The 21551-nt window shown below is 70.1% G+C and carries 16 protein-coding genes; 9 read left to right on the top strand and 7 right to left on the bottom strand.

The genetic code is table 11. The features are described 5' to 3' along the window. Positions 1-77: 77 nt before the first annotated feature. The 7 genes from J7E91_RS20075 (at position 78) to J7E91_RS20045 (ending at position 8747) form a co-directional block, all read left to right on the top strand. Positions 78-1652, top strand: a complete 1575-nt coding sequence (locus J7E91_RS20075) for a S8 family peptidase (protein WP_214906693.1) — start codon at positions 78-80, stop codon at positions 1650-1652. A gap of 329 nt (positions 1653-1981) precedes the next feature. Next, entirely contained in the window at positions 1982-2734 is a 753-nt protein-coding gene (locus J7E91_RS20070) for a GntR family transcriptional regulator (RefSeq protein ID WP_214906691.1), read from the top strand. A gap of 183 nt (positions 2735-2917) precedes the next feature. Then, positions 2918-4615: a cytosine permease gene (locus J7E91_RS20065; protein ID WP_214906689.1), complete on the top strand. Its 1698-nt coding sequence runs from the start codon at positions 2918-2920 to the stop codon at positions 4613-4615. Between the two features lie 187 nt (positions 4616-4802). Further along, the gene (locus tag J7E91_RS20060; RefSeq protein WP_214906687.1) at positions 4803-4982 is read left to right on the top strand and encodes an SPOR domain-containing protein; all 180 of its coding nucleotides are present in this window, start codon (positions 4803-4805) and stop codon (positions 4980-4982) included. Positions 4983-5010: 28 nt separating this feature from the next. Beyond that, on the top strand, positions 5011-5430 hold the full coding sequence (locus tag J7E91_RS20055) for a (deoxy)nucleoside triphosphate pyrophosphohydrolase (RefSeq protein ID WP_214906685.1): 420 nt from the start codon (positions 5011-5013) through the stop codon (positions 5428-5430). A 156-nt stretch (positions 5431-5586) separates the two neighbouring features. Continuing rightward, on the top strand, positions 5587-6015 hold the full coding sequence (locus J7E91_RS20050) for an ATP-binding protein (RefSeq protein WP_214906683.1): 429 nt from the start codon (positions 5587-5589) through the stop codon (positions 6013-6015). A 191-nt stretch (positions 6016-6206) separates the two neighbouring features. Next, complete coding sequence (locus tag J7E91_RS20045) at positions 6207-8747, top strand: SpoIIE family protein phosphatase (protein ID WP_251015983.1); 2541 nt, start codon at positions 6207-6209, stop codon at positions 8745-8747. Between the two features lie 30 nt (positions 8748-8777). On the opposite strand, the gene J7E91_RS20040 is transcribed toward J7E91_RS20045, so the two are convergent. The 7 genes from J7E91_RS20040 to J7E91_RS20010 all read right to left on the bottom strand — a co-directional run bounded on the left by J7E91_RS20040 (position 8778) and on the right by J7E91_RS20010 (position 16583). After that, a complete protein-coding gene (locus J7E91_RS20040; RefSeq protein ID WP_214906679.1) occupies positions 8778-9488 on the bottom strand; it encodes a PspA/IM30 family protein in 711 nt (236 codons plus the stop codon). Positions 9489-9565: 77 nt separating this feature from the next. Continuing rightward, positions 9566-11641, bottom strand: a complete 2076-nt coding sequence (locus J7E91_RS20035) for a TPM domain-containing protein (RefSeq protein ID WP_214906678.1) — start codon at positions 11639-11641, stop codon at positions 9566-9568. 72 nt (positions 11642-11713) lie between these two features. Continuing rightward, positions 11714-12571: an arylamine N-acetyltransferase gene (locus J7E91_RS20030; protein WP_214906676.1), complete on the bottom strand. Its 858-nt coding sequence runs from the start codon at positions 12569-12571 to the stop codon at positions 11714-11716. An 84-nt stretch (positions 12572-12655) separates the two neighbouring features. Next, positions 12656-13426, bottom strand: coding sequence for a succinate dehydrogenase/fumarate reductase iron-sulfur subunit (locus J7E91_RS20025; RefSeq protein ID WP_214906674.1), 771 nt, complete (start codon positions 13424-13426; stop codon positions 12656-12658). Next, positions 13423-15378, bottom strand: coding sequence for a fumarate reductase/succinate dehydrogenase flavoprotein subunit (locus J7E91_RS20020; RefSeq protein WP_214906672.1), 1956 nt, complete (start codon positions 15376-15378; stop codon positions 13423-13425). Before J7E91_RS20020 ends, J7E91_RS20025 begins: the two co-directional genes overlap by 4 nt. A 22-nt stretch (positions 15379-15400) precedes the next feature. Then, a complete protein-coding gene (locus J7E91_RS20015) occupies positions 15401-16228 on the bottom strand; it encodes a hypothetical protein (protein WP_214906670.1) in 828 nt (275 codons plus the stop codon). Between the two features lie 61 nt (positions 16229-16289). Further along, positions 16290-16583 carry a hypothetical protein gene (locus tag J7E91_RS20010; RefSeq protein WP_214906669.1) on the bottom strand — a complete coding sequence of 98 codons (294 nt, stop codon included), beginning with the start codon at positions 16581-16583 and terminating at the stop codon, positions 16290-16292. A 303-nt stretch (positions 16584-16886) separates the two neighbouring features. Between J7E91_RS20010 and J7E91_RS20005 the strand changes: the two genes are divergently transcribed. Continuing rightward, entirely contained in the window at positions 16887-19283 is a 2397-nt protein-coding gene (locus J7E91_RS20005; protein ID WP_214906667.1) for an ABC transporter family substrate-binding protein, read from the top strand. A gap of 327 nt (positions 19284-19610) precedes the next feature. After that, complete coding sequence (gene typA / locus J7E91_RS20000) at positions 19611-21482, top strand: translational GTPase TypA (protein ID WP_214906664.1); 1872 nt, start codon at positions 19611-19613, stop codon at positions 21480-21482. Positions 21483-21551: the final 69 nt, after the last annotated feature.

The raw sequence follows: 21551 nt of genomic DNA, 5'->3' as shown, positions 1-21551 counted from the left end.
GCCCCTGCCGCACTGCGCACTGCCGTAAGGCCGCACCGCCCCCCACCAGCGCACCGCCAATGAGGAGGACCCCTCACATGTCCGTGATGCGTAGTTCCCGGCGAAGAGTTGTCGTAGCCAGTGCCACCGCCGTCGTAGCCCTCGCGCTCGGCGCCGCCTCCGCCCTGCCCGCCACCGCGGCCACCGCCGCCGAGGGGCGGATCCTGAACGCCGGAGCCCCCGGAACCATCGCGGGCAGCTACATCGTGACCCTCGACGAGGCGGCGGCCGACGCCGGTTCGGCGGAGGGCAAGGCGCTCGCCAAGGAGTACGGCGCCAAGATCAAGAGGACGTACACCGCGGCCCTCAACGGGTACGCCGTCGAGCTGTCCGAGGCACAGGCGAAGAAGTTCGCCGCCGACCCGGCCGTCGACTCCGTCGTACAGAACCGCACCTTCACGGTCAGCGCGACGCAGCCCAACCCGCCGTCCTGGGGCCTGGACCGCATCGACCAGAAGGCCCTGCCGCTGAACCAGAGCTACACCTACCCGGACACCGCCGGTGAGGGCGTCACCGCGTACGTCATCGACACCGGCGTACGCATCACCCACAGCGACTTCGGCGGCCGCGCCTCCTACGGCTACGACGCCATCGACAACGACAACACCGCCCAGGACGGCCACGGCCACGGCACGCACGTCGCCGGTACGGTCGCGGGCGGCGCGTACGGTGTGGCCAAGAAGGCCAAGGTCGTCGGCGTCCGCGTCCTCAACAACCAGGGTTCCGGCACCACCGCCCAGGTTGTCGCGGGCATCGACTGGGTGACGAAGAACGCCGTCAAGCCGGCCGTCGCGAACATGAGCCTCGGCGGCGGCGCCGACGCCGCCCTCGACACGGCCGTACGCAACTCCATAGCCTCCGGCGTCACCTACGCGGTCGCCGCGGGCAACGAGAGCACCGACGCCTCCACCAAGTCGCCCGCCAGGGTGGCCGAGGCGATCACGGTCGGCGCCACCACCAGCACCGACGCCAAGGCGAGCTACTCCAACTACGGCAGCATCCTCGACATCTTCGCGCCGGGTTCGTCGATCACCTCGGCCTGGAACAGCAGCGACACGGCGACGAACTCCATCTCCGGTACGTCGATGGCCTCCCCGCACGTCGCCGGCGCGGCCGCCCTGTACCTGGCGGCCAACAAGACCGCCACCCCGGCCCAGGTCTCCAGCGCGCTGACCTCGGCCGCCACCACGGGCGTCGTCACCAGCCCGGGAACCGGTTCGCCGAACCGTCTGCTGTACGTCGGCACCGGCACGACGCCGCCTCCCACGGGCAAGAAGTTCGAGAACCTCACCGACTACACGATCAGCGACAACGCGACCGTGGAGTCGCCGGTCACCGTCAGCGGCATCACCGGCAACGCACCGGCGACGCTGAGCGTGCCGGTCGACATCAAGCACACCTACATCGGTGACCTCAAGGTCGACCTGATCGCCCCCGACGGCACGGCCTACACCCTCAAGGGCTACGGCACGGGCGGCAGCAGCGACAACCTCATGACCACCTACACGGTGAACGCCTCCTCCGAGGTGGCCAACGGCACGTGGAAGCTGCGGGTCAGCGACAACGCGGCGTACGACACCGGGAAGATCGACTCCTGGGCGCTGCAGTTCTGAGCGTTCCTGACGCGGCGTTCTGACGTGGCGTTCCTGACGCGGCGTACTTGACGCGCTGAACAACCCGGCGGGGGCGGTCGCTTCGGCGGCCGCCCCCTGCCGCGCTCCTCCGCACCGCAAACCTGACGGTGCGTCGTCGGGCGGAGGTGCGAGGGGCGGAGAAGTTGTCGAAGAGGTGAGGGTCCCGGAGGGGGCAGCGGGCTCTATACCCCGCTAAGTTCCTGCGTAAAGACAAGTCATCACTTCGGGTGAAACTTTGGCCTGCGCTTGCGGTCAACAACCCACGGTTGCGAGTCTGTTGCTGTCTGTCAACCTGATGGGAGTGGCCAGTGACATTCGGTGAGCAGCCGGCTTATCTGCGCGTCGCGGGCGATCTACGGCAGAAGATCGTCGACGGTTCCCTGCCACCCCACACCCGGCTCCCCTCGCAGGCCCGCATCCGCGAGGAGTACGGCGTCTCCGACACCGTGGCGCTGGAGGCCCGCAAGGTCCTGATGGCGGAGGGCCTGGTCGAAGGCCGTTCCGGCTCCGGTACGTACGTACGGGAGCAGCCCGTCCCGCGCCGCGTCTCCCGCGGCGGTTACCGGGGGACGGTGCCCCCGACACCATTCCGGCAGGAGCAGTCGGAGGCCGGTGCGCGCGGCACCTGGGAGTCCAGCAGCGAGCAGGAGGAGGCGACTTCGTCCATCGCCAAGCGGCTCGGCATCCAGGAGGGCGACCGGGTGATGCGCACGCGGTACGTCTTCAGGGACGCCGGGGAGGCGATGATGCTCTCCACCTCCTGGGAGCCCCTGGCCGTGACGGGGCGTACGCCCGTGATGCTCCCCGAGGAGGGGCCGCTGGCCGGCTGCGGCGTCGTCGAGCGGATGGCGGCCATCGACATCGTTGTGGACAACGTGGTGGAGGAGGTCGGCGCCCGGCCCGGCCTCGCGGAGGAGCTGCTCAGGCTCGGCGGCGTACCGGGGCATTCGGTGCTGGTCATCGAGCGGACGTACTACGCGTCGGGGATGGCGGTGGAGACGGCCGATGTGGTGGTCCCGGCCGACCGGTACCGGATCGCATACCACCTGCCCGTGAAGTGACCGATGAGTGACCGGTACGCGGACGCCCTGTCCGTCCGTCGTGATCGTGAGTTAACGCCTCGTCCGGTCCCGTAACAGCGGGGCAATCAACGGCTGCGACGCCCTGTCATGTCCCGGCCCTAACTTCCCGTTCGTATCAGCACCCGCACACCGGACTGACGAACGACGAACGGGAAGTCACCGATGACGGACACCGCCACACCTGTTACCAGGACTCCTGACGGACAGCCGCCCAAGCGGAGTTACGCGAAGCTTGCCGCCGACGAGAGCCGCGAGGACTACTCGCTCCGGTACGCGCCGCACTCCTTCCGCCGCTGGTCGCCGTCGATGGTCGCGGGCACGGCACTCGGCGGCATCGCGTATCTGGCCGACTTCGCGATCGGCGCGTCGATCGTCTTCACGTACGGCTTCACGAGCGGGCTCGCCTCGATCCTGTGTGCCGCCGCGATCATCTTCCTCACCGGCATACCGATCGCCAGGGCCTGCGCGAAGTACGGCCTCGACATGGACCTGATCACGCGCGGCGCCGGCTTCGGTTACTTCGGCTCGACGCTGACCTCGCTCATCTACGCCTCGTTCACTTTCATCTTCTTCGCGCTCGAAGGCTCGATCATGGCGCAGGCCATGCACCAGGCCGTCGGACTCCCGGTAGAGACCGGGTACTTGATCACCACGCTCATCGTCATCCCGATCGTCTTCCGGGGGATGGGCGCGCTCGCGAAGGTGCAGGCGTGGACGCAGCCCGTCTGGCTGATCGGTCTGGTCCTGCCCTTCCTCGTGCTGGCCTTCGAGGCGCCGGACGCCTGGGGCGAGTTCACGTCCTTCGGCGGCACGGAGGGGGCGGGCTCCGGCTTCTCGTGGATCGCCTTCGGACTCGGTACCGGAGTCGCGCTCTCGCTGATCGCCCAGATCGGCGAGCAGGCCGACTACCTGCGCTTCATGCCTGCCAAAACCGAGGCGAACAAGCGCCGCTGGAACCTCGCCGTGCTGGCCGCCGGACCCGGCTGGGTCGTCATCGGCGCGGCCAAGCAGCTCGGCGGTGCCTTCCTGGCGTTCGTCGCGCTGGAGGCCGTCGGCAAGACGCACGCCCTTGAGCCGATCGCACCGCAGATCGAGGCACTCAAGCCGTGGCTGGGGTCCGTCGCCCTGCCCGCCGCCGCGCTCTTCGTGATCGTCTCCCAGATCAAGATCAACGTGACCAACGCCTACAGCGGTTCGCTGTCCTGGTCGAACTTCTTCTCCCGCATCACGCACAAGCACCCCGGCCGGGTCTGGTACATCTTCCTCAACCTCGCCATCGCGCTGACGCTGATGGAGATGAACATGTTCGCGGCCCTCAACAAGCTGCTGGGCTTCTACTCGAACGTCGGAATCGCGTGGATCGTCGCCGTCGCCGCCGACCTCGTGATCAACAAGCGGATCGGTCTCAGCCCGCCGTACATCGAATTCAAACGGGCCTATCTGTACGCGGTGAATCCGGCCGGATTCGGGGCCATGGTCATCGCCTCCACCGTCTCGATCCTCGCCTTCTTCGGACTCTTCGGCCGGTACGCCGAAGCCTTCTCCACCTTCATCGCGGCCGGTCTCGCGCTCGTCCTGTGCCCGCTGATCGCCTGGCTCACCCGGGGCAAGTACTACCTGGCCCGCCCGAACCCGGTGAACGGCCCCCACGTCGAGGCCGGCGACGTCACCGCCACTCACACGTGCGCCGTCTGTGAGACGGCGTACGAGCTGCCGGACATCGCCGACTGCCCCGCCCGGTCGGGGCCGATCTGCTCGCTGTGCTGCTCGCTCGACGCGCACTGCGGTGACGCGTGCCGCAAGGGGGGTGCGGCTGCGGGCCCCGTGCTGATGCCTGTGCCGGTACTGCGCAAGGGCTGAGGGGGGCCGCGGCGGAAGGGCAGGGGCGCACTCTTCGGAGTGCGCCCCTGCCCGCATGACTCAATGCGTACCTCTTTGTGTAAAAGCGTATCCGCTGCGTAAAGGTCAGGCGTAGGCTCGGGCATATGCGGATTGCGGTTTCCTGGAGATCCTTAGAGACGAGTTCACCGGTGGACGGGGGCGCACCATGAACGACAGCGGCGCTGTGCTGCCCTGGCTGGTCATTCGGCAGGACGACAACGGCAACCGCTACCGCGTCGGCCGGTACGCGACGAGGGCCGAGGCGCAGGAGATCGCCGACAGTCTCGACGACCGCGGCCACAAGCAGCTCTACTGGGTCGAGCGGATCGGCCAGAGCGTCCAGTAGGCGCGGACGACCGTCGTAGGCTCCGGTCATGACTGATCGTGTCGTGGTGGTGGGTGCGGCCGTGTTCGACGAGGGCCGGCTGCTGGCCGCGCGCCGCAGTGCCCCGCCCGAGCTGGCGGGCCGCTGGGAGCTGCCCGGCGGCAAGGTGGAGCCCGGTGAGACGCCGGAGCAGGCGCTCGTACGCGAACTGCGCGAAGAGCTGGGCGTCGAGACGGACGTGCTGGAACGCATCCCAGGTGAGTGGCCGCTGAAGCCGGGTTACGTCCTGCACGTGTGGACCGCCCGGCTGCTGTCCGGCACCCCCCGTCCCCTCCAGGACCACGACGACCTGCGCTGGCTTCGTCCGCACGAGGCGGACTCCGTGGACTGGCTGCCCCAGGACCGCCCCGCCGTGGCCGAGGCGGTACGCCGCCTGAGTGCGCTGCCGGGGCCTGCCGCGCAGGCCTGAGACTCGGCGACTGACGCAGGGCGTGCGTGGCCGCCCCGTACGCCGTTCGTGCCACGGTGCTTCCAGGTCAGCGGTAGCCCGGACCTTATATCGGGTATGTCCTGATTAGCCCCTCGAAAAAGGGCGCGGGTCTGCGGCTGGTCTGGCATCTGGGATGTGGGCGGCGTGATCTACACCGACGGCGACTGCGCCGAGTGGACGTTCCCTGCTGAGCCCGACGCCGTCCGCAGCGCCCGCCACGCCGTCCGCGACGCGCTGGGTGCCTGGGGCCTGCTCGACACCGTCTGCGATGTCACCGTACTGCTGGTCAGTGAGCTGGTGACCAATTCCTTGCGGTACGCCTCCGGGCCGATCGGGGTCCGTCTCGTACGCCCCGACATCGACGGCCACCCTGCGGACGCTCGCCTCGTACTGGTGGTCGAAGTCTCGGACCCTCTTCCGGATCCGCCCCTGACCCGGGTCGCGGACGCCGATGACGAGGGAGGACGCGGTTTGCAACTGGTGGCCCGTTCCGCTCGGCGGTGGGGTACCCGCCGGGGCAGAACGGGCAAGACGGTGTGGTTCGAGCTGGCTCTCCCTGGTTAGAAGAGTGAAGGGACAACGATCACTTCGCGACTCTCCGCCCCCTGGCCGAAAAGGAACGAGACCGTGCTGTGATCGTGAACGCCGTGCCGGTTGTGGCCGTAGTGCTGAATACTGCGGGAAGGACCGGTCCGGTGCGTTGAGCTGGAGGGGACGGTCGCGTGAACGAGATATCGGCGGCAGCGGGCGAAGTGATGTGGCAAAGCAGCCCGCCCGGCTCGATCTACGACTACATAAGAGTCGCGTCCTTCTCGATCGGCCCGGGCGGGCTGGTCGAGCAGTGGAGCAGGCGGGCCGAGGAGCTGTTCGGCCTGCCCGCGTCCGACGTGGTCGGGAAGGATCCGATCGAGGCGTTCATGCCCCCCGAGCTGCGGGTGCGCGGACATCACCGGCTCTCCGAGATCCTCGACGGCAAGGAGTGGACGGGGCTCGTCCCCTTCCGGATGCCCGGCGGTGAAGGCGGCGGAGTGCGCCACGGGGCGCGTGCGCACGGCATCGCGGAGATCTACGTGATGCCCAGCGTCACACCCGACGGCGAACAGGCCGCGCTCTGCCTGGTCGTCGACGTCAGTGCCGTACGCCGGATCGAGACGGATCTCGCCGCTTCGCAGGCCATTTTCGGCCAATCTCCTTTCGGTTTCCTGCTGTTCGGTACGGACTTCACCGTGCAGCGCGCCAACAGGCGCTTCGCCACCGTCTTCGGCGGGGCCGTGGAAGACCACCGTGGCCGCACTGTCCACGACTACCTCACCCGCAACGAGGCCGATCGCATGACCGCCGCCCTGGAGCGCGTCCTGGAAACCGGTGAGGCCGTCACCGACATGCAGATCGTCGGCACCGCCCCCGGCGAGACGGAGCGCAGGCACTGGTCGGTCAACCTCTACCGGGTGCACAGCGGATCCGGCCGCGCCATCGGCGTCGCCGGGCTCGCCACCGACGTGACGCGCCGCCATGTCGCCGCCCGCGAGGCCGCCGACGCCCGCCGCAACCTCGCCCTGCTGAACGAGGCCGGCGCCCGCATCGGCAACTCCCTCGACCTGGAGACCACCGCCCGTGAACTCCTTGACGTAGCCGTTCCCGGCTTCTGCGACCTCGCGTCCGTCGATCTCTACCAAGGCCTCCTGGCCGGCGACGAAGCCCCGCCGGGCCGGGCCGACGGCAGCGCCGAGCTGCGCCGTGTCGCCTTCGCCAGCGCCGTCTCCGAGGGCCCGCTGTCCGCTCCGGCATGCGTCGCCGACGGCGACGATCCGGGACCGACCGAGGTGGGCGCCGTACACCGCTACCCGTTCAACTCACCCTGCGCGAGCGCCCTGCGCACCGCCCGCGTCCAGGCCGTACCCGGTGCGGACGGCAGCCTCGTCCACACCACGCTCGCCGTGCCGATGGTCGCCCACGACACCGTCGTCGGCCTCGCCCAGTTCTCCCGTACGAAGGGCAGCGAGCCCTTCGGGGAACGCGACTTGGCGCTCGCCACCGAACTCGCCGCCCGCGCCGCCGTCTGCATCGACAACGCCCGCCTCTACCGGCGCGAGCACGAGCGCGCCCTGATCCTCCAGCGCAGCCTGTTGCCACCCGGCGACCCCGAGGCCGCCGGACTCGACATCGCCTGCCGCTACCTGCCCGGCAACACGGCGACCGAGGTGGGCGGCGACTGGTTCGACGTCATCGAACTGCCCGGCCACCGCACGGCCCTGGTCGTCGGCGACGTCATGGGACGCGGCCTGCGCGCCGCCGTCGCCATGGGCGAACTGCGCACGGCGGTACGGACCTTGGCCCTGCTCGACCTGGAGCCGGCCGAAGTCCTGTCCGCGCTGGACGAGATCGCGCGCGGCCTCGGCTCACCCAGCGGCGCACAGCACGCGTCGCGCGCCGCCCACAAGGCGCGGGAAGCCGACCTGTCGGAGGTCTACCTCGCGACCTGCGTGTACGCCGTCTACGACCCGGTCACCCGCCGCTGTACGTTCGCCAACGCCGGCCACCTGCCGCCCGTCCTCGTCGAACCGGGCGAGGAGGCGCTGCTGCTCGACGTACCGCCGGGGATGCCGCTCGGTGTCGGCGGGGAGCCGTTCGAGGAGGTCGAGGTCGAGGTGCCGGAGGGCGCGCTGCTCGCGCTCTACACCGACGGGCTCGTCGAGTCACGGGACCATCCGCTGGAGGAAGGCCTGCTGGCGTTCCGCGCCGCGCTCGCCGGTCCGGCGCATCCCCTGGAAGACGTCTGTGACCACGTACTGAACACCCTCGACACCCGGCACGGCGAGGACGACATCGCCCTGCTCATGGCCCGCGTCCAGGGGATGCCCGCCGAGTCGGTCGGCGACTGGCGCCTGCCGCGCGAGCCCCGCTCGGTGGGCCGGGCCCGGGAACTGGCGCGGGCGCAGCTCGTCACCTGGGGCCTCGAAGACCTGGTGGACACCACGGAGTTGCTGGTCAGCGAGCTCGTCACCAACGCGCTGCGGTACGGCGAGGGCGAGATCAGGCTCCGGCTGCTCCTCGACCGTACGCTCGTGTGCGAGGTGTGGGACGCGGGGCTCGTACAGCCGCGGCGGCGCCGGGCCCGCGACACCGACGAGGGCGGGCGCGGGCTCCAGCTGGTGGGGCTGCTCAGCGCCGCTTGGGGATCGCGGCGTACACCGCGCGGGAAGACGGTCTGGTTCGAACTCGCGCTGCCGACGGGGGAGGCGGAGAAGGAGAAGAAGGGCGAGCTCAGTTTCGACCAGTTGCTGAGCCTCTTCTGACGGCGGTACAGCGGTACGGCGGTACGCCGGTCATTGGGTTTTCATGGCGGCCAGCCTGGCCTCGATCTCCGCGTCGTCGCCCAGGTTGTCCAGCTGCTCGAACTGGGTGTCCAGGGACGAGGCGGCCAGCTCCTGCTTGCCCATGGCCCTCGCCTCCTCGCGGCGGATCTTGTCCTCGAAGCGGCTCAGCTCGCTCGTCGGGTCCAGGACGTCGATGTTCTTGACGGCGTCCAGCATCTGGTTCTGTGCCTGAGCGGACTTGGCGCGGGCGACGAGTTCGTCGCGCCTGGAGGTCAGTTCGGTGAGCTTGGTCTTCATCTGGACCAGGCCGGCCTTGAGCTTGTCGACGACCTCCGTCTGCATCGCGATGACCGGCTCGGCTGCCTTCGCCTCCTTCTCGGACCGGAGCTGGCGCTGGAGCGCGACCTTCGCGAGGTTGTCGAACCGGTCCGCCTCCGTCGCCGGCCCGGCGCCGCGCATCTCGTCGGCCTTCCTGCTGGCGGCGAGCGCCTTGACGCCCCACTCCCTGGCCGCGTCCACGTCCTCCTTGTGGTCGAGCTCCAGGAGCCGCAGGTTGCCGATGGTCGTGGCGACGGCCTCCTCGGCCTCCGTGATGTTGTTGGTGTAGTCGCGGATCAGCTGGTCCAGCATCTTCTGCGGATCCTCGGCCTGGTCGAGGAGCGCGTTGATGTTGGCCCGCGCGAGCTGGGTCACGCGGCCGAGGATGGTCTGCTTCGTCATGCGTGTCTCCTTGACGTCCCTGGATGTCTGTCCTTGGGTGTCTGTCCTTGGGTGTCCTGGCCTGTCGGTTCGTACGGTCAGAACCGGCCGCCGCCACCTCTGCGCCCCCGCGTACCGCCGCCGCCGAAGCTGCCGGGACTCCGGCCGAAGCCACCGCCGCCGAAGCCCCCGCCCCGGCCGCCGCCGAGGAGGCCGCCGAGGAGGATGCCGCCGAGCACCGCGCCGTTCAGGCCTCCGCCGCCTCCTGCGCCTCCGAAGCCGCCAATTCCGCCTCCGAAGCCGCCGCCGAACTGGTCGCCGTACCCGCGTACGTCGTCTTCTGCCAGGCTCTGCGCCTGCCTGGCCATGGCGTCCGCCTGCTGGGCCTCGGCGAGCGCGCTCCGCGCGTCGTCGGAGGCAGCGGCGGCGGCCGACCGTTCGAGGTGGCGCTGGGCCTCCGCGAGGCGGGTGCGGGCCTGGCTGCCGACCGCGCCCCGGTGCGTCGTGATGTAGTCGGCGGCCGCGCCGATCGCGGAGCGGGCGGTGAGCGTGGCCTGGTCGAGCAGTGTGCGCGCCCTGCGTCCCGCCGTCTCGCGCTCGCGCGCCCCCGCCAGGGCCTCGTCCAGTACCGCGTCGGCCTCCTCGACGCGGCGCAGGGCGTCGATCGGGTCGTAGCGCCCCGACTCCTTCTCGCCCTGTACGCCGGCCACGACGGATTCGGCGCGGGCGATACGTCCCGACAGGTCTGCCGTCGCGCCCCCGCCCTCCAGGAGGCCGCGCGCGTCGGCCAGATCGGTCTCCGTCTCCGTCAGCGCGCCGGGGAGCTTGCCCGCCGCCTCGGCGAGTTCGCGTGCGCGGCGGTCGATGGCGTCGATGAGCGTGGCCGCCTGGCCTACGGCGCCCTCGGCCGCCCGTACGAACACCGCGGCCCTGCCCGTGTCGCCCGCGTCCACGGCCTGCCGGGCCTCGGTGAGGCTGGTGGTCGCGAAGGCGAGCCGGTCCTTGGCCTGCCCGGCGTGGCCGGCGACGGGCGCGGCCGCGGAGTCGGCGTACCGCTGCCGCATGGCCGTCAGCATCGCCTCGGCCGTGCCCGCACGCCCGGCGAGATCGCGAAAGGCCGCTTCGGCGGTGGCGAGCGCCTGCGGGGCGTTCTGCTCCAGGGCCCGCAGCTGGTCGAAGGACTCCGACTCGGCGTCGAGCCGGCGGTTGGCCCCGGTGCAGCGGTCGGTGATCTCGTCGAGCATGCGGCGGCGGGTGGCGTCGTCCTCCGGGTAGGCGTCGTCGAGCTGCTGGCGCAGCCGGAAGGCGACGGCCAGTTCCTTCTTGGCGTACGCGAGCGCCTCGCCGAAGGGGCGGGCCGCCTCCTCGCCGAACTGGGCGGAGGCGAAGCCCAGTTCCTCCTCGCTGGTGCGGATCGCGTCGTCCGTCTCGACGAGTTCGCGTGTGGCCCGCGCGTCGAGTTCGGGCAGCGGGGTCTGCGGCTCCTGGGCCGCCCGGTCGCGGTGTCCAGGGGTGGTGCGGGTGGTCGACCGCCGTCTGCGCCGGGTGTACGTGTACGCCGCCAGCGCACCGGCCGCGCCGACCACGACCACGGGAAGCACCAGGTCGCCGGCGCCGCTCGCGCCGTCGTCCGGCCCGCCGCCGGGGTCCGCGACGCCCGGCGTGATGTCGGGCACCGGGACGGGCCTCCCGGCAAGCACGGCGGCGTAACCGTCCGCGGCGCCGATCGCCGCACCCGCCCAGTCGTTCTGCCGCAGGGCGGGCTCGATCGCGGTCCTGGCGACGTCGTCGAGTTCGGCGTCGCTGAGGCGTGAGCCCTGGTCGACGGAGTAGGCGTACTGCCGGTCGTGGGTGGCGACGGCGAGCAGCGCGTCGTCGCGGCCGAGCCCGTTGCGCTCCGCGGTGTCGTCGGCCCAGCTCTGCGCGGATCTCCCGGAGAAGTCACGGACGTACGCGACGAAGAGCTGGACGCGGCGGGTGTCGTAGAGCCGGTCCAGCGCGGCTTCGACGTCGTTCGTACGGTTGCCGAGCGCGCCCACTCTGTCGGTGATCTGGCCGTCGCGGGAGAGGCCGATGGGGTCTTCGGCGCGGGCGCCCCAGGCGGCGGGCAGGGCGAGGCACCACGCGGCCAGCAGTGTGCTGAGGAGTAGCCGGGCGGCGGCGGATCGCGTCACGTTTGCGAGGTTATGTCCACGCTGCGCGACCCGCGACCGGACGGCCGGGCCGGGGGCAGAGCCCGCAGGGGGTCAGACCAGCTTGGTCAGGAGGAGGGTTGCGTCCTTCGGGGTCAGGTCGATCCCGAACACGTCCGACAGGACCTTCGGCACCTCCTCCGGCTCCAGCTCCCGCACCTTCGGCCCCCCGTCCGCGCCCGGCCGGACCGTGGTCAGCGTGCGGTTGTCCAGGAGGTGGAGGCGGTCCGGGAGCACCCGTTGGATGAAGGGGCGGTAGCTGAAGGGGGAGTGTGAGCTGGTGGCGATGAAGTGGTTCGCCGTCCGGAAGTCGACCGGGTACTGCGGGTCGAGAGTGAAGGTGTGCCGCGCCATCCACCCGTCACCGGTGTCGTCGCTCTCCCCCTCGCGCGCCGGCTGGTAGAGCGTCCACCCCTCTGCACCCGGCGTGACCTCCCCGCGCCGGAGCCGGTAGGCCCACACGCCGTCCGTCGTCGCTGTCCCGGTCCCGTCCGCCTTCATCTCGATCGGCTCCAGCGGGCTCGCCCCGAAGCCGGTGTCGCTCAGCCACCGTCGCCCGTCGATGTCCACGATCAGCATGGCGTGCGTGGTGGGCAGCAGCTTCGGGGAGCCCATCCGGATCCGGCCCAGCACCGCGAAGAACGTGAACCCGAGCCGCTCCAGGGCAGCGGCGTACAGGGAGACGTGTTCGAAACAGTAGCCACCGCGCGCGTTGCCGATCATCTTGCTCTGGAGCGTGGCGAGATCGAGCGGGACATCCCCGCGCAGGACCGCGTCCAGGTTCTCCCAGCGCACGCTCAGCACGTGCGCGCGGTGCAGCTCGCGCAGCGTCTGCAGGGTGGGGGAGCGGTCTCCCTCGTACCCCAGGTGTGCCAGGTAGGCGTCCAGATCGAGTGCGTCACCGTTCCACATGCGTACGTACCCCGTCGTCTCGTCCCTAGCTTCGCGCCGACTTCCGGCGCTCGGGCCACAGGTGAAGCGCGGGACGATCCGGCTCTATTCCGTGCGCCGGAAGATCTTGTCGCCCAGCCAGACCAGCGGGTCGTACTTACGGTCGACCGCCCGCTCCTTCAAGGGGATCAGGGCGTTGTCCGTGATCTTGATGTTCTCCGGGCAGACCTCCGTGCAGCACTTGGTGATGTTGCAGTAGCCGAGCCCGTGCTCGTCCTGCGCGGTCTTCTTGCGGTCGAGTCCGGCCCCGGCGGCCGCGTCCAGCGGATGCATGTCCAGCTCGGCGATCCGCATCAGGAACCTCGGCCCCGCGAAGGACGCCTTGTTCTCCTCGTGGTCGCGCATCACATGGCAGGTGTCCTGGCACAGGAAGCACTCGATGCACTTGCGGAACTCCTGTGAGCGTTCCACATCCATCTGCTGCATCCGGTAATCGCCCGCCGCGACCCCCGGAGGCGGTACGAAGGCGGGCACCTCCCGCGCCTTCGCGTAGTTGAAGGACACGTCCGTCACCAGGTCGCGTACGACGGGAAACGCCCGCAGCGGTGTGACGGTGATCGTCTCCTCGCGCGAGAAGACCGACATCCGCGTCATGCACAGCAGCCGCGGCCGCCCGTTGATCTCCGCACTGCACGAACCGCACTTGCCCGCCTTGCAGTTCCAGCGCACCGCGAGATCCGACGCCTGGGTCGCCTGGAGGCGGTGGATGATGTCGAGGACGACCTCGCCCTCGTTCACCTCGACCTTGAAGTCCTCCAGCTCCCCGCCGTCCGCGTCACCGCGCCAGACCCTGAAGGCCGCCGTGTAGCTGCTCATGAGTGGAGCTCCTCTTCGGCGAGGTACTTGACCAGCTCTTCCTTCTCGAAGAGGCCGAGCAGGTCGGGGCGGATGGGCTCGGTGGTCTCCCGTGCGAGCGAGATCTGGCCCCGCCACGGCTCGTCGGACGGCGCCAGACCGCCCGACACATCCGCCAGCCGGCAGAGCAGGTTGACCCGGCGCCACTCCCGCTCCATCGCCGGGCAGTCCTCGCGGGTGTGACCGCCACGGCTCTCGGTACGCTCCAGCGCCGCCCGTGCGACGCACTCGCTGACCAGCAGCATGTTCCGCAGGTCCAGCGCGAGGTGCCAGCCCGGGTTGAACTGCCGGTGGCCCTCGACCCCGGCCCGGTGTGCCCGTACCCGCAGGTCGGCCAGTTTCTCCAGGGCCTGCTCCATCTCCGGTTCGCGCCTGATGATGCCGACCAGGTCGTTCATGGTCTGCTGGAGCTCCTGGTGAAGGGTGTACGGGTTCTCCGGCGGCCGCCCGTCCGCCTCTCCCGGCTCGGGTCCCTCCGCGCTGAAGGGACGCAGCGCCTCGGCCGCCGCCGCGTCGACCTGGCCGGCGTCCGGTCGCGGACGCGCGGCCCCTTCCCCGAACCCGATCGCGTACTGCGCGGCGTGCAGCCCGGCCCTGCGCCCGAAGACCAGCAGGTCGGAGAGCGAGTTGCCGCCGAGCCGGTTGGAGCCGTGCATGCCGCCGGCCACCTCGCCCGCGGCGTACAGCCCGGGGACGTCACGGGTGGCGGCGGTGTCGGAGTCGACGGCGACGCCGCCCATCACGTAGTGGCAGGTCGGGCCGACCTCCATCGCCTCGGCGGTGATGTCGACGTCCGCCAGTTCTTTGAACTGGTGGTACATCGACGGCAGCCTGCGCCGGATCGTCTCGGCCGGCATGCGCGTCGACACGTCGAGGAAGACACCGCCGTGCGGGGAGCCGCGACCGGCCTTCACCTCGGAGTTGATGGCGCGCGCGACCTCGTCGCGGGGGAGCAGCTCGGGGGGACGCCGGTTGTTGTCCGGGTCCTCGTACCAGCGGTCGCCCTCCTCCTCCGACTGCGCGTACTTCTCCTTGAAGACGTCCGGGATGTAGTCGAACATGAACCGCTTGCCGTCGGAGTTGCGCAGTACGCCGCCGTCGCCGCGCACCGACTCGGTGACGAGGATGCCCTTGACGGAAGGCGGCCAGACCATCCCCGTCGGATGGAACTGCACGAACTCCATGTTGAGCAGCGGGACGCCCGCGAGCAGCGCCAGCGCGTGGCCGTCGCCCGTGTACTCCCACGAGTTCGACGTCACCTTGAAGGACTTGCCGATGCCGCCCGTGGCCAGCACGACAGCCGGCGCCTCCAGTACGAAGAAGCGGCCGGACTCGCGCTCGTAACAGAAGGTCCCCGCCACCCGCTCTTCGTCGTCCTTCAGGACCCGGGTGACCGTGCACTCCTGGAAGACCTTCAACCGGGCCTCGTAGTCGCCGAATTCGCGGAAGTCCTCCTGCTGGAGCGAGACGATCTTCTGCTGGAGCGTGCGGATCAGCTCCAGGCCCGTCCGGTCACCGACGTGTGCGAGGCGCGGGTACTCGTGCCCGCCGAAGTTGCGCTGCGAGATCTTCCCGTCCGGCGTACGGTCGAACAGCGCGCCCCAGGTCTCCAGCTCCCACACCCGGTCGGGTGCCTCGCGCGCGTGCAGCTCCGCCATCCGCCACTGGTTGAGGAACTTGCCGCCGCGCATGGTGTCGCGGAAGTGGACCTGCCAGTTGTCGCCGGAGTTCACGTTGCCCATGGACGCCGCGATGCCGCCCTCCGCCATGACCGTGTGCGCCTTGCCGAAGAGCGACTTGCAGATGACCGCCGTACGGGCACCCTGCTCCCGCGCCTCGATGGCGGCGCGCAGTCCGGCGCCGCCCGCGCCGACCACGACGACGTCCCACCCCTGCCGTTCGAGCTGCGTCATCAAACACCCTTCACCTAGTCATCTAGAACAGCCGCGGGTCGTCGAAGGCACCGGACGCCACCAGGTAGACGTAGAAGTCGGCGAGGGCGACGCTGAGCAGCGAGGCCCAGGCGAGCTGCATGTGGCGGGCGTTGAGCTTGCCGACCCAGCCCCACAGCCGGTAGCGCACCGGGTGCCTGGAGAAGTGTCTGAGCTTGCCGCCGACGATGTGCCGACAGGAGTGGCAGGAGAAGGTGTACGCCCAGATCAGCACGATGTTGACCAGGAAGACGAGGGTGCCCAGGCCCATGTGGCCCCACGCGTAGTGCTCGTCGCGGAAGGCGAGCACGGTGTCGTACGTGAGGATCCCGGCGACGGGGACGGCGGCGTAGAAGAAGTACCGGTGGATGTTCTGCAGGATCAGCGGGAAGCGGGTCTCGCCGCTGTACTTCTTGTGCGGTTCGGCGACCGCGCAGGCCGGGGGCGACGCCCAGAAGCCCCGGTAGTAGGCCTTGCGGTAGTAGTAGCAGGTCAGCCGGAAGCCGAGCGGGAAGATCAGGATGAGCAGGGCGGGGGACAGACCCCACCAGCTGCCGAAGATCTCCCAGTTGGGGCCGTCCTTCATCGGTACGCAGTTCTCCGCCAGGCAGGGCGAGTAGAACGGCGAGACGTAGGGCGCCGCGTAGTAGTCGGCGTTCGCGAAGGCGCGCCAGGTCGAGTAGACGACGAAGGCGAGCAGCCCGGCGGCGGTCGCCGCGGGCGCCAGCCACCAGCGGTCCGTGCGCAGATGCCGGGCGGTGATCGCGGCGCGTGAGGCGTCATGGACGCCGTGGACGCCCGTGCGGGGCTGGGGTTCTGTGCCAGTGGCCAACGAGGACTCCGTATGGAGCGGGCAGTCGGGACAGGGCGGGGGCCGGGGGCGGTGCGTACCGCTAGGGCGCGTGCCGGTCGCGTGCGCCGAGGCCCTCGTCGTCCGAGTCGGTCCACAGCGCGCTGTTGTACGGGTCGTCCGGGATGGACACCAGGTCGGGACGCGCCTCGGGCCGGCGCAGAGTGGGAGCGGCCTCGCTCAGCAGGGCCAGGCTCTCGCGGAGATGGCCCGCGTCGGTGCGTACGCGCCTGATCTCCAGGCTGCCGCCGCCGACCTGCTGCTCCAGCCGTTCCACCGACTGGACCAGACTGTCGAGGCAGCGCTGAACCGCTGCCAGGTCGTTTTGCAGGGACATGTAGTGCCCTCATTTCCACGGTGGCGCGTGGTAACGCTCATGCGCCTGCGAGTGTCGCGCGTCACATCCCCTCTTGTGAAGGGATGTGCAGCGATTCTCGGCGCGCGGCCCCCCGTGCGCCCCCTTCTGTTGGGCCGCACGGGTGGGGTTCGAGAGGTTCGCCGCCGTGTCGCCGACGGCTCACGCGCGGGGTCCATTTCAGTTGAGCGGAGTTGATGTGATCACCATCATATGCCGCCAAATGTGAAAAACCGGGCTCATTCCGACAGGGGATGGGCCGGGCCGGCCCTGGAGGTACCAGCCATGTCCCACGTCGGCGTCCCACGCGGGGAGGCAGCCCCGGCAAACCACCGCAGGCCTCAGCGAACGCGAGCCGCCCGCTGCCTCGCGCTCGTCACCGCCGGGGTGCTCGGGCTGCCCGCCCTGGCGGGCTGCGGCTCGGGCGACGACGAGGCGCAGGGGGTGGTCGTCCCCCAGGACATCGCCCCGGCCGGGCGCGACCAGGTCGCCGACGGCGGCGTGGTCCGCTGGGCCGTCGACACGACGCCCGCCACCCTCAACGCCTTCCAGGCCGACGCCGACGCCTCCACCACGCGCATCGCGGGCGCCGTACTCCCGTCGCTCTTCACCCTCGACGAGCGCGGCCGCCCGCAGCGCAACCCCGACTACCTGGAGTCCGCCGAGATCGTCGAGCGCGAGCCCAAGCAGGTCGTGCTCTACAAGATGAACCAGCAGGCGGTGTGGAGCGACGGCCGGGAGATCGGGGCGCCGGACTTCGTGGCCCAGTGGCGTGCGCTCAACGGCAGGGACACGGCGTACTGGACCGCCCGCAACGCCGGCTACGAGCGCATCGAGAGGATCGAGCGCGGCGCCAACGACCTGGAGGTCCGGGTCACCTTCGCCAAGCCGTACGCGGACTGGCGCTCGCTCTTCACGCCGCTCTACCCGAAGGACGTGATGGGCAAGCCCAACTCCTTCAACGACGGCGCCCGCGCCGGCCTCAAGACGACGGCAGGACCCTTCACGCTCAAGGAGCTGGACCGCGCGAGCGGCGAGGCCACCCTCGAACGCAATCCCCGCTGGTGGGGGCAGTCCTCGAAGCTCGACACGCTCGTCTTCCGCACGGTGACCCGCGACAAGCGCGCCGCGGCGCTCGCCGCCGGTGAGCTCGACATCGCCGACATCGGCCGCAGCACCGCGGACCGCGTCGCCCTGGCCGCCAGGGACGCGGGAGCCAAGGGGCAGCAGCTGAACCACGGCCCCGGCGCCGCCGTCACACCCGCCTCCGCGCTCAGATCCTGGGCCATCGCCCACGGGTCGGCCGAGGAGGAGGCCGCCGTGGAACTGGAGGCCCGCAGGAAGTCGCGCGAGGCGATCAAGAAGTACGCCGACGAGCAGGCCGCACTGCGCGGCTTCGTCATCCGCAAGTCCCTCGAACCCGCCTACACGCAACTCGCGCTCAACGGCACATCCGGCCCGCTCACCGACGACCGGGTACGCCGCGCGGTGGCCCGCGCCATCGACCGCCGCGCGCTCGCCGAGGCCGTACTGAAGCCGCTCGGACTGCCGGCGCACCCCCTCGGCAGCCACCTCGCGCTGGCCGGCCAGGAGGCGTACACCGACAGCAGCGGCGCGCTGGGCGACCAGGACACCGAGGCCGCCCAGGCACTGCTGGCGGACGCGGGCTGGAAGCCGGGCGGGGCTGCGGCGGGGCAGAAGCCGGGCGGTGCGAAGGCGGGCAGCACAGCGGAAAAGAAGGAGAAGAGTACGGAAAGCGAAGCCGACGACGGCATGTACATCGTCGGAGACGAGAGCGACAGTGGCAGCGACTCCAAGCCCGGCGACTCCAAGCCGGGCGGCTCCTACGGCACGGAATCCGGTACGTACGTCCTCGCCCCGGCGCCCGCCGCGGCGCTCCAGGGCCAGGTGCTGCGCATGCAGGCACGTTTCATCGGGGCGAAGGGCAGCATCGGGGCGAAGGGCAGCATCGGGGCAAAGGACAGCGTCCGGGCCAAGGGCAGCGCCGGCAGCGCGCGAACCAAGGACAGCGCCGACGGCAAGAAGAAGGGCGGCGTCGCCGGCGCCTACGCCCCGCTCGGGACCGCCGCCCCGGCCAGGGCCGGCGACGCCGCCCGAGGACCCGTCGGCAAGAACGGCAAGCCCCTGACCTTGCGTTTCGTGCTCCCGTCGGGCCCCGGTTCGGAGTCACTGCGTACTGTCGGCGAGAAGATCTCAGGGATGCTGGAGCGCGTCGGCGTACGTACAGAGATGGTCAAGGTTTCCGACGACAGCTACTTCAAGGACCACATCGCCTCCGGCGACTACGACCTGGCTCTCTACTCCTGGCCCGCCACCGCCTACCCGGCCACCGACGCCCGCCCGATCTTCGCCAAGCCGGAGCCGGCCGCCGACGGGACGCTGGTGGTCGAGCAGAACTACACGCGCGTCGGCACCGACCACATCGACCAGCTCTTCGACCAGGCCATGGCGGAGCTGGACGAGGCAGCCGCCCGCGACCTGGTGAAACGGGCCGACGCCCGGATCTGGGCGGCGGCCGGGTCCATCCCGCTCTTCCAGCGTCCCGAGCTGGTGGCGGTCAAGCCCGGCCTCGCCAACACCGGCGCCTTCGGCTTCGCCACCCCCCGTTATCAGGACATCGGCTTCAAGAAGGCCGAAACCGCCAAGAAAGGGAAGAACTAGCAGGTCAGGAGCGCTTCAGAACCCTCAGGATTGGCTCAAGTCCCTTGCCCGCCGGTGCCCCGGCGGGCAAGGTGCTGTATGCCCCTTGACCCGGCACAGCTCCGCACCCCCACCCCCCACGCGCACGGCCGGAATCCCGTCCCCCGCCACAGCTCCCCGTGACCCCCGGAGCCCTTGTGCGGGGCCGGTACCGATCGCCCCGGAAGCTCACGCGGCTCACTCCCCGTACCATGGGGGGTAGCCGTGGCGCGACCGCCCGGCGGGCGTATGAGGAAACGAACCGAATACGACGCCCGATCCCACGATCGAGAGAAGCGCAACTCACCCATGCCCACGCGCCACGACATCCGTAACGTAGCCATCGTCGCCCACGTCGACCACGGCAAGACCACCCTGGTCGACGCCATGCTCAAGCAGGCGGGCGCCTTCGCCGCGCACGCCGCCGAGAGCCTCGACGACCGCATGATGGACTCGAACGACCTGGAGCGTGAGAAGGGCATCACGATCCTGGCCAAGAACACGGCCGTCAAGTACCACCCCAAGGATGGCGGCGACGTCATCACCATCAACATCATCGACACCCCCGGCCACGCCGACTTCGGTGGTGAGGTCGAGCGCGGCCTGTCGATGGTGGACGCCGTCGTGCTCCTGGTCGACGCCTCCGAGGGCCCGCTGCCGCAGACGCGCTTCGTGCTCCGCAAGGCGCTCCAGGCGAAGATGCCCGTCATCCTGTGCATCAACAAGACGGACCGCCCGGACTCCCGGATCGACGAGGTCGTCAACGAGACGTACGACCTGTTCCTGGACCTCGACGCGGACGAGGAGCAGATCGAGTTCCCGATCGTCTACGCCTGTGCCCGTGACGGCGTCGCCTCGCTGACCAAGCCGGAGGACGGCACCGTCCCCGCCGACAGCGAGAACCTGGAGCCGTTCTTCTCCACCATCCTGGCGCATGTCCCGGCCCCCGAGTACGACGAGGCGGCCCCCCTCCAGGCCCACGTCACCAACCTCGACGCCGACAACTTCCTCGGCCGTATCGCGCTGTGCCGCGTCGAGCAGGGCGAGCTGCGCAAGGGCCAGACGGTCACCTGGATCAAGCGTGACGGCACGATGTCCAACGTGCGCATCACCGAGCTGATGATGACCGAGGCGCTCACCCGCAAGCCGGCCGAGAAGGCCGGCCCGGGCGACATCTGCGCGGTCGCCGGATTCCCGGACATCATGATCGGCGAGACCCTGGCCGACCCCGAGAACCCGATCGCGCTGCCGCTCATCACGGTCGACGAGCCGGCGATCTCCATGACCATCGGTACGAACACCTCGCCGCTGGTCGGCAAGGGCGGCAAGGGCCACAAGGTCACCGCCCGCCAGGTGAAGGACCGCCTGGACAAGGAGCTCATCGGTAACGTCTCGCTCCGCGTCCTGGACACCGAGCGCCCCGACGCCTGGGAGGTCCAGGGCCGTGGTGAGCTCGCGCTGGCCATCCTGGTCGAGCAGATGCGCCGCGAGGGCTTCGAGCTGACCGTCGGCAAGCCCGAGGTCGTCGTGAAGATGGTCGACGGCAAGAAGTACGAGCCGATCGAGCGCATGACGATCGACTGCCCCGAGGAGCACCTCGGCGCCATCACGCAGTTGATGGCGACTCGCAAGGGCCGCATGGAGACGATGACGAACCACGGTTCGGGCTGGATCCGCATGGAGTGGATCGTCCCGTCCCGCGGCCTCATCGGCTTCCGTACGGAGTTCCTGACGCAGACCCGCGGTACGGGCATCGCGCACTCCATCTTCGAGGGCCATGAGCCGTGGTTCGGCGAGCTGCGCACCCGTAACAACGGCTCGCTGGTGGCGGACCGTTCGGGCTCGGTGACCCCGTTCGCGATGATCAACCTCCAGGAGCGGGGTGTCATCTTCGTCGAGGCCGGCACCGAGGTCTACGAGGGCATGATCATTGGTGAGAACTCGCGTTCCGACGACATGGACGTGAACATCACCAAGGAGAAGAAGCTCACCAACATGCGTGCGGCTTCCGCGGACAACACGGAGAACGTCGTGCCGCCGCGCAGGCTCTCGCTGGAGCAGTCGCTGGAGTTCTGCCGCGACGACGAGTGCATCGAGGTGACCCCGGAGACCGTGCGTATCCGCAAGGTCGTCCTGGACCAGAAGGAGCGCGGCCGTACGGCTTCGCGCGCCAAGCGCTGACCCTCGGCGCCAGTAGGGACCGAAGGCCGGTTCCGTCACCCCTGCGTGGGTGACGGAACCGGCCTTCGG

It is taken from the genome of Streptomyces sp. ISL-99 (assembly GCF_018614005.1).
Classification (GTDB): Bacteria; Actinomycetota; Actinomycetes; order Streptomycetales; family Streptomycetaceae; genus Streptomyces; species Streptomyces flavidovirens.
Note: the sequence above shows the minus strand (reverse complement) of the source record. Positions and strands in the feature narration are given on the sequence as shown.